9 protein-coding genes are annotated in these 9129 nt (G+C 49.9%); 8 read left to right on the top strand and 1 reads right to left on the bottom strand.

Translation table 11 applies throughout. The features are described from left to right. The 8 genes from glmS to PJK55_RS14960 form a co-directional block, all read left to right on the top strand. On the top strand, positions 1 to 1291 hold a 1291-nt coding region (gene glmS, locus PJK55_RS14995), incomplete at its 5' end, for a glutamine--fructose-6-phosphate transaminase (isomerizing) (RefSeq protein WP_271306315.1). A gap of 144 nt (positions 1292 to 1435) precedes the next feature. Beyond that, positions 1436 to 1705 carry a hypothetical protein gene (locus tag PJK55_RS14990; protein WP_074034712.1) on the top strand — a complete coding sequence of 90 codons (270 nt, stop codon included), beginning with the start codon at positions 1436 to 1438 and terminating at the stop codon, positions 1703 to 1705. After that, positions 1695 to 3725 (top strand): BglG family transcription antiterminator, encoded by a 2031-nt coding sequence (locus PJK55_RS14985; RefSeq protein WP_271306314.1) that lies wholly within the window; start codon positions 1695 to 1697, stop codon positions 3723 to 3725. The genes PJK55_RS14990 and PJK55_RS14985 overlap by 11 nt, the downstream gene beginning before the upstream one ends. Positions 3726 to 3892: 167 nt before the next feature. Next, positions 3893 to 5314, top strand: a complete 1422-nt coding sequence (locus PJK55_RS14980; RefSeq protein ID WP_271306313.1) for a PTS mannitol transporter subunit IICB — start codon at positions 3893 to 3895, stop codon at positions 5312 to 5314. A gap of 47 nt (positions 5315 to 5361) precedes the next feature. Then, positions 5362 to 5793, top strand: a complete 432-nt coding sequence (locus PJK55_RS14975; protein ID WP_214748595.1) for a PTS sugar transporter subunit IIA — start codon at positions 5362 to 5364, stop codon at positions 5791 to 5793. After that, positions 5794 to 6942 carry a mannitol-1-phosphate 5-dehydrogenase gene (locus PJK55_RS14970; protein WP_271306312.1) on the top strand — a complete coding sequence of 383 codons (1149 nt, stop codon included), beginning with the start codon at positions 5794 to 5796 and terminating at the stop codon, positions 6940 to 6942. Between the two features lie 144 nt (positions 6943 to 7086). Further along, positions 7087 to 7914, top strand: coding sequence for a CPBP family intramembrane glutamic endopeptidase (locus PJK55_RS14965; protein ID WP_271306311.1), 828 nt, complete (start codon positions 7087 to 7089; stop codon positions 7912 to 7914). A 20-nt stretch (positions 7915 to 7934) separates the two neighbouring features. Next, the gene (locus PJK55_RS14960; RefSeq protein ID WP_271306310.1) at positions 7935 to 8456 is read left to right on the top strand and encodes a GNAT family N-acetyltransferase; all 522 of its coding nucleotides are present in this window, start codon (positions 7935 to 7937) and stop codon (positions 8454 to 8456) included. A gap of 34 nt (positions 8457 to 8490) precedes the next feature. Here PJK55_RS14960 and PJK55_RS14955 read toward each other — a convergent pair. Then, a partial coding sequence (locus PJK55_RS14955; protein ID WP_271306309.1) for an N-acetylmuramoyl-L-alanine amidase family protein occupies positions 8491 to 9129 on the bottom strand: 639 nt, incomplete at its 5' end.

Genomic DNA, 9129 nt, shown 5'->3' with positions numbered 1-9129 from the left:
CAAGAACAAGTCACCGCTCCTCGTCGGACTCGGTGACGGCACGTTCAACGTCGTCGCATCGGACGCGATGGCGATGCTCCAGGTGACGGACCAGTACCTCGAGCTCCATGACGGCGAGATCGTCATCCTCACACGTGAGTCGGCGACGGTCAAGACGCTCGACGGCGAAGTGCTCGAGCGTGCACCGTACACGGCCGAGATCGATGCGTCAGACATCGAGAAGGGCACGTACGCGCACTACATGTTGAAGGAGATGGACGAGCAACCGGCCGTCATCCGCAACATCATCCAGCACTACCAGAACGAAAACGGTGACATCGAACTCACAGAAGGCGTGCGTGAACTCGTCTCGGAAGCGGACCGTGTCTATATCGTCGCCTGTGGGACGAGCTATAACGCCGGACTCGTCGGGAAAGACATTTTAGAACGTATCGCCGGCATTCCGACAGAAGTGCACGTTTCTTCTGAATTTGGCTACAATATGCCGCTCTTAAGTGAACGTCCGTTGTTCGTCTTCTTATCACAATCCGGTGAGACGGCGGACAGCCGTGCCGTCCTCGTCGAAGTGAAGAAACGCGGATACAAAGCACTTACGATGACGAATGTCCCGGGATCGACACTGTCACGTGAAGCGAACGAGACGATGCTCCTCTACGCAGGACCGGAGATCGCCGTCGCGTCGACGAAAGCGTACACGGCACAGATCGCCGTCCTCGCGATTCTCGCATACGACATCGCCCGTGCGACGGGGAAAGAGTTGCCGTTCAATCTCATGCCGGAACTCGCTCGTGTTGCGACAATCATGGACTCGATCATGGCACAAAAAGAACTGTTCGAGGATCTCGCGGAACGTTATTTGAAGACGACACCGAACACGTTCTTCATCGGACGTGGGCTCGACGCGTCCGTCTGTCTCGAAGGAGCGCTCAAGGTGAAGGAGATTTCGTACATTCAAGCGGAAGGGTACCCGGGTGGAGAACTAAAGCACGGGTCGATCGCCTTAATCGAAGACGGGACACCGGTCATCGCGCTCATCTCGCAACCGAAGACGAACTTGAACATCCGAGGGAACGTCAAAGAAGTCGTCGCCCGTGGCGCGAACGCTTGTATCATTTCCATGCAAGGCGTCGAACATGAGAACGATGACTTCATCTTGCCGCACGTCGAGCCACTCTTAGCACCGCTCATCAACGTATTGCCAGTTCAGTTGATGGCATATTACGCGGCGCTCGCCCGTGGTTGTGACGTCGACAAGCCACGTAACTTGGCGAAGTCGGTGACGGTCGAATAAACTGAACATAGTGTAAGGCACCTTTCTACAGGAGAGGTGCTTTTTACTGCTTGCCGATATATTTGCCAACAAGCAAAATAGTAGGAGAAGTAAGCGGTTCCAACTTATGATTAGATAAAGATAAGCGACGAAAGAAGGGCTGACATGAACGTATACATTGCTTGCCATAGCGGATTTGTGACGAGTGCGATGGCGGCGAAGTTGTTCGCACAGGCAAGCGAGGGGCGCTTGTCTTGTACGATTACGCACGGAACGATTCAAAACATCCCGAATGAGGTGGATTTGATTCTCTATCAGGAAGGGGCGACTCCCGTTACCCATCCGACCGCACGTGTCCGGTCAGTCCGACAACTCCTGTCGCTCGAGGAATACCGACTACTTGTCGAAGAATGGATGGATGAGCATGAGACATGAGTGGACCGCGAGAGAACGGTCGATTTTACTACACTTATTGGCAACTGAGACATCGACACCGCTCGCCGAAATCGCGCAGGCGGTGAATTTGTCTGAACGTACGATTCAACGAGAACGCCAATTGCTTGAAGGCATCTTAAAAGAGTTCGAGCTCGAGCTCGCCTGGCAACGCGGGCATGGACTAAGCCTTGTCGGCAAACCGTCTGCGAAACAACAGTTACGAGAAGACCTCATCTTATCTGCAGAAGCGATCCCGACGAGCGAGGACCGCTTGTTTGAGCTGGCGTGGCGTCTTTTGTTCGAGAACGATACGCTCAAATTGCAGGCGGTCGCCAAACAGATGCACGTGTCCCCGAGCACGTTGACACAAGACCTAGAGAAATTGGATCGTTGGTTCGAAGAATATCATTTAGAAGTCGAGCGAAAAAAGGGTGTCGGTGCCAGAGTGCTCGGCTATGAGTCAGAGAAGCGTAAGCTATTGATTAACGCCCTCCTTGCCCACTGGGACACGCTCGCCTTTTACCGCTTCGTTCGTGGAGAAGATGACTACATCCCGGCCTTTTTGAAGACCGTACCATGCGAGGAGATGCTGGAAGGTCTTCGGGACGGCTATGATTATTTAAAGTCACGCTCGTTTGAACGGATGGATGACCGCACCATCATGCGGGTCACGTTCGCATACGGGGTGCAACAAGAACGGCTAGCGTCCGGATTCTTTTTAGAGATGTATACGAAAGGCCGGTCTGAGGACTATTTGAAAGTCGCCACCGACATGGAGGAAGCGCTTGGCATCACTTACTCGATGGCGGAACGCGTCTGGTTTGCCGAGGAGGCGAATCGACTTCGCTCGATTAAAGATCAAATGAAAGAAGATGAAGAAGAGCGGTGGATCATGCAGATTCGGGTGCATAAACTGATTCATCACGTCTCGCTCATTTACGGGTTTACCTTTACGGATGACACGGCACTCGAACGTGGACTGCTCGCACACATCTTGTCGAGTATGAACACGCAGGCTTTACCGGAAACGAGTACGGTAAAACCTCATATCGACCGGGACTATCCGGGACTTCGTTCGGCCATTCAACAGGCCGCTGACATCGTCTTTGGGACGAATACGTTCTCCGAAGAAGAGACGGTCTTTTGGGCGATGCATTTTGCGGCAGCACTCGTCAAACCGGTGCGTCGTCGCGAATATCGGGCGCTCGTCGTCTGTTCAGCCGGACTCGGTTCGTCGAAGATGCTCGTCAATCGAGTGCGTCAAGAGTTCCCGGAGATGCAAGACGTCGTCAACTCGTCTCTATTCGGATTAGAACAGCATCGACTCGAGGAATATGATGTCGTCTTGTCGACGGTACCTTTACCACCGCTGTCGGTGCCGACATTGATCGTCAATCCGCTGTTGACGAGTGAGGAAGTACAACGCGTCCGTCATCTCTTGTTGTCGTTACCACAATCATTCCAAACACTGACTTCAAAGCCGAGATCGACGATGCTCGATTTTGAAGAACTTGGCGAACTCGTGGAGACGTTCGAGCGGATGGATGATCAGTTTGATTTGGTCACACTCAACAATACGGACCGTTTAGAGGATATCCTGGTCGATATCGGAACACATCTTGAGGAACGAAATCTCGTGCAAAGCGGAATTCAGTTATCTGCGCAATTGCTCCGGCGTCACGAAGTTGCGGGTCTTGGTGTCCCAGGTACAAAACTGGCACTCTTCCATGGACGACATACTTCGATTGAGAAAGCGAGTGTGTTTGCATTTGATTTAACGACGTCAATCCCGCTCCTCATGATGGATCAATCGACTGAACCCGTGACGCGACTTCTCGTGCTCCTAGCACCAGAAGAGGCGCGCGATGTCGAACTTCAATTTTTAAGTGCGATCAGTGGATCGCTCATTGAGAGTGAGGAACATATGCGTTTATACAGCACGGGGGCGAAAGAGGACCTTCGTTTATTGTTGCACGAATGCATGAAGAAAATGATTCATGAGACGTTGTACGAAAAATGACCGAACCATGGTCATTTTTTTGTTTGGCACAAAATGTTGCCAAAGTGTGAACTGGATTGAATTGAGAAAGCGCTTACTCCAGGCATACAATACAGGTGTAGAGCACAAACCGGTTAGCTACACTACACATTCAACCTTTCACATTTTACAGACTGGAGGTTTTATACATGGCGAATACGCAAGCGAGCTCGGGCGGGGTCCGAGTCAAAGTACAACGGTTCGGTAGTTTCCTCAGTGGGATGGTCATGCCGAACATCGGTGCCTTCATTGCCTGGGGGATTATCACAGCACTCTTCATTCCGACAGGATGGTGGCCAAACGAAAACTTAGCAGAACTCGTTGGTCCAACGATCACCTATCTCTTGCCATTACTCATCGGTTTCACAGGTGGTAAATTACTTCATGACGTACGAGGTGGTGTCGTCGGGGCGCTCGCCACGATGGGGGTCATCGTCGGGACAGACATTCCGATGTTCCTCGGAGCGATGATCATGGGTCCACTCGGTGGTTACATCATCCGCCAAGTCGACCGTGCCCTTGAAGGCAAAGTCAAAGCAGGATTCGAAATGCTCGTCAACAACTTCTCAGTCGGGATCATCGGTGGACTTCTCATGCTTGGAGGATTCGAAATCTTCGGTCCAATTATGAGCGCCCTCGATAAAGTGATGGCGGCAGGTGTTGACTGGATTGTCGGCGCGAAATTACTTCCAGTGGCGAGCTTGTTCATTGAACCAGCAAAAGTTCTCTTCTTGAACAACGCCATCAACCATGGAATCTTAAGTCCACTCGGTGTCGATCAAGTGGCAGAGGCTGGTAAGTCCGTTCTCTTCTTACTTGAGGCGAACCCAGGGCCAGGTCTTGGATTACTTCTCGCATACATGTTCTTCGCCAAAGGTGCAGCGAAACGTACAGCACCTGGTGCAGCAATCATTCACTTCCTCGGTGGGATTCATGAGATTTACTTCCCATACGTGTTAATGAAGCCAATTTTGATCCTTGCGATGATCGCAGGGGGCGCAACAGGGATCTTCACATTCGTACTCTTTGATGTCGGTCTCGTCGCACCGGCTTCACCAGGTAGTATCTTCGCCATTCTTGCGATGGCATCACGCGGTTCATACCTCGGACTCGTGGCAGGGATTTTCTTATCGGCAGCGGTCACATTTGCTGTGGCGAGTGTCATCTTGAAATCGAGCGCAGCAGAGGAAGTATCACTCGAAGAAGCGACACAAAACGTTAGCGCGATGAAAGGCAAACAGTCTTACGCATCTGCTCTCGTGACAGATCGCCTTGATAAAGTCGATCACATCATCTTCGCATGTGATGCAGGAATGGGGTCAAGTGCGATGGGGGCCTCGGTTCTCCGGAATAAGGTCAATAAAGCCAACTTGCCAATCAAAGTGACGAACACGTCGATCAGCAACTTGCCGAAAAATGCGCAGTTTGTCATCACGCATGAAGACTTAACAGAGCGCGCAGAAGCGCAAGCACCGAATGCGATTCATCGCTCGGTCACAAACTTCTTGAACGCCGATTACTATGATCAATTGGTAGAAGAGATTAAAGCGGAACGCAGCAAAATTTCTTGAACACAGAACAGATAGAGATACGGTTTAGCTATTAGGAGGAAATCAAAATGCCATTCATTCAAACAGAGATGATTCGACTTAATCAAACATTCGCAACGACAGAGGAAGCGATCACAGCAGCCGGGGCAGTCCTACAAGACGCCGGCTGTGTGACGCCGGAGTATGTAGAAGCGATGCATGAACGCCAAGCGATCGCAAACGTCTATATCGGAAATCACGTAGCCATTCCACACGGTACAGAAGCGGCGAAATCAGCGGTTCAGAAGACGGGAATCTCGTTCCTGCAAGTACCGGACGGTGTCGACTTTGGTGGACAGACGGCTAAACTCGTCATCGGGATTGCAGGCGTGAATGATGAACATTTAGAGCTCCTTTCGCAAATCGCGATTCTCTGCTCGGACGAAGAAAACGTGGAGCGTCTTGTTCAGGCGAAGACGAAAGAGGAAATTTTGGCGCTCTTCATGGAAGAGGTGGCATAAATGAAAGCTGTTCATTTTGGAGCAGGAAACATCGGGCGCGGATTTATCGGGTTGCTACTGAATCAAAGTGGTTATGAGGTGACGTTCGTCGACATTAACGACACGGTCATCGAAGCACTCGAAGCCAAACGTCATTATAAGGTAGGATTCGCGGAAGACGGTGTTGATCGAATCATCGTCGACCGAGTACGCGGGGTTAACAGTTTGAAAGAACCAGCCCGTGTCGCGGCTTTGATCGCAGAAGCGGATCTTGTGACAACGGCTGTCGGACCCTCTCTTCTTTCAAAAGTAGCGCCATTGATCAGTGAAGGTCTCCGTGCGCGTGAAGTCGAGGACGCACCGGTCTATGTCATCGCATGTGAAAACATGATTGGTGGTAGTGCCATTCTTCGTCAAGAAGTAGAAGCATGTGGCGGTGTCGGGGAGGCGAACGTCTTCTTCCCGAACGCGGCGGTCGACCGCATTGTACCCCTTCAACAGCATGAAGACCCACTTTACGTGGAAGTCGAGACGTTCCATGAGTGGGTCATTGAGACGCAAGGGCTGAACGAGCAACCACCGATTCAAGGTGTGACATGGGTCGAGGAAATCGGACCGTACATCGAACGGAAGCTCTTCACAGTGAATACAGGGCACGCCATCGCCTCTTACATCGGTTCGTTGTTCGGAAAGGCGACGATTGACGAAGCGTTACAAGATCGCCGCGTGCGTCAAGTCGTTCAAGGCGCATTGTATGAGACAGGTTGGTTATTGCTTGAGAAATATGGCTTCGAGGCGAAAGAGCATAGCCAATACATCCAAAAAATTATCAAGCGCTTTGAGAATCCGAAATTGAAGGATGAAGTGTCACGAGTGGCACGTTCACCGATTCGTAAACTCGGACCGAGCGACCGTCTCGTCAAACCAGCCCGTGAGTTGATGGATAATGGGATCGAGCCGAACGAACTCGCTTACGGGATTGCAGCGGCCCTCCATTATCACAACCCGGAGGATTCGGAATCGTCAGAACTCAATTTGTCGATTGAAGAGCACGGCATCTCATCAACGATTGAAAAATATTTGCAGCTCCATGAGGGAGACACATTGACGCAATTGATTCTCGACCAATATCATTTGATTCGGGAAGAAGAGAAAGAACGCGTGTCATAAGGGAATGGAAGGCGAGAGCACGTCTGTGAAAGCAGGTGTGCTCTTTTACTGTTGAAAGAAAATCTGAACAAATTAAGAAGAGTGACAGAGGATGGTATTTCCTTCTGCAATAACGGGTACTTATCAACAGGAAGGAGACTCGTTATGTATAAAACTTCAGAAATCATTCGATTTATTACAATCACGTTCGCTTATTCATGGATTGTCTGGGCGAGTCTCTATTGGTGGACCGATTTACCGATTATGGCAATCGTCATTATTGGAGCGTTTGGACCGAGTCTTTCCGGTGTGTTGACGATGTATCGACTTCGGGGTGTAGCAGGGGTCAGGCATATTCTTCAAAAAAGTATTCAAGTGAGAATGAGTTGGAAAACGTACGCAATCCCGTTCGGATTGATTCCATTCATATTCCTTGTCGCGTATTGGTGGACGGACCGAAGTGGTGCGTTAATCGCTCGTGAACCGTGGTGGATTGCTCCTTACTTTTTATATATGCTCTTTCTCGGCGGGACGCTACAAGAAGAATACGGCTGGCGGGGTTATTTACTTGATGCGTTGCAGTCGAGACTGTCCCCACTAGTGGCAAGTTTGGTGCTAGGGGGAATTTGGGCGATTTGGCATACACCGCTCTTTCTGATGACTGGCACCGGTCAGGCAAATTTGCCGTTTTGGGCATATGGGTTGTCTGTCATAGCCTATTCGATTCTGATTAGCTGGGTATACAATAGATCATCGCGCAATTTGTGGTCCGCTTTTCTCATGCATACGATGTTCAACGTGATGTTCGTGATGGTAGGCTTCGAAGCAGAAGACGGCTATCCCATCGGTTTAGTTCATTTAATGATCACGTTGTGGACCGCAGCGATTTTAGTGTTATGGAAAACATACGGGAAGTTGAATTACGAGCCGCTCGAAGAATTCATTCCTTCGTACCCGAGTGTTACGCATCGGATTCGCGAGGGTAAAGAGTAAAACAAAAAAGAGAAAAGGAAGTGGACGTCTTGAACTTTCGCGCACTCGAACAATCAGACGTGAAATCCTTACAACGCTTATTTATGGAGAGTTTGAGTGACTTGATTCGACGAGAACGTTTCGAAGACGCCGATTTGCTCGATGAAGAAGTGGCACGCCTGAATACGACCATTCAGGACCACTTTGATGACGATCAAGTTCAACTGTATGTGGTTGAGCGGGAAGGAGTCCTTATTGGGGCGGGGGCTTTGCTGCCTCCAAACGATATTATATCGGGTAACTTGGAAATAAAGCGGGGTGCCATCGAACTAGGGAGCGTTTACGTTCTTCCTCGTATGCAGCGTCAAGGAGTCGGACAATTTCTATTAGAAGAAATGAAACGAGAAATCCTCGGGAGAAAGCAACACGTCTTCTACTTAGATGCGGGATTTCCCAGTGCACAGGCCTATTGGCAAAAGCAGTTAGGGGAACCTTCATTGATTCTCGACCACTATTGGGGTCCTGGTGCACCTCACATGATATGGGAAGTGGACATAAAATAAGGAACTTAGCGATGAATGCTAAGTTCCTTATTTGTTAATAATAAGAACGCATGAACTGATGAATACCGGACGCTGTCGCATTCGCCATCTGTTGGCGGTTCGTCGCATTCGTCAAATAGGCACGATCATTTGAGTTACTGATAAAGCCATACTCAACAAGTGTCGAAGGGGCAACATTTTTCCCAACAACGTACACGTTTTGATATTTCACGCCACGGTTTTGAACGGCCGAAATACGTGAACCAATCTCTTGATTAATCGAAGAACCAAGCGATCGACTCGCAGAAACGTATGGGTTTGTCGTGTAGCTTTCCGTTGTCGGCACGAGTACCTCATGTCCATGTGCAGAGCTGTACACAGATGAGTTTGCATGGAGACTAACGAAAACATCCGCTTTATACGATTTACTCAATGAGACGCGCTCTGATAAGGAAAGATACATATCGGTAGAGCGTGTCAATTTGACATTGTAGTCATAGGTGTTCGTCAACGTGCTCATCAATCGTTTCGCCATATCAAGGGCAATGACTTTTTCGTATACCGATCCATAAACAGCACCAGGGTCATTCCCACCGTGTCCTGCATCGATGACGATTGTTTTACCAGCGCCATTTGTATCGATTGGTGTCGTGGAAGTCGCAAGTTTCAAGTATTGAGAAGTGACATAACCGAC

The sequence above is a fragment of the Exiguobacterium sp. MMG028 genome, assembly GCF_027947425.1.
Lineage (GTDB): Bacteria > Bacillota > Bacilli > Exiguobacteriales > Exiguobacteriaceae > Exiguobacterium > Exiguobacterium aestuarii_A.
Note: the sequence above shows the minus strand (reverse complement) of the source record. Positions and strands in the feature narration are given on the sequence as shown.

Excerpts from the sequence above, each read along its gene's own strand:
- PJK55_RS14990 (WP_074034712.1), top strand. The coding sequence starts at position 1,436 with ATGAACGTATACATTGCTTGCCATAGCGGATTTGTGACGAGTGCGATG.
- PJK55_RS14985 (WP_271306314.1), top strand. The coding sequence starts at position 1,695 with ATGAGACATGAGTGGACCGCGAGAGAACGGTCGATTTTACTACACTTA.
- PJK55_RS14980 (WP_271306313.1), top strand. The coding sequence starts at position 3,893 with ATGGCGAATACGCAAGCGAGCTCGGGCGGGGTCCGAGTCAAAGTACAA.
- PJK55_RS14975 (WP_214748595.1), top strand. The coding sequence starts at position 5,362 with ATGCCATTCATTCAAACAGAGATGATTCGACTTAATCAAACATTCGCA.
- PJK55_RS14970 (WP_271306312.1), top strand. The coding sequence starts at position 5,794 with ATGAAAGCTGTTCATTTTGGAGCAGGAAACATCGGGCGCGGATTTATC.
- PJK55_RS14965 (WP_271306311.1), top strand. The coding sequence starts at position 7,087 with ATGTATAAAACTTCAGAAATCATTCGATTTATTACAATCACGTTCGCT.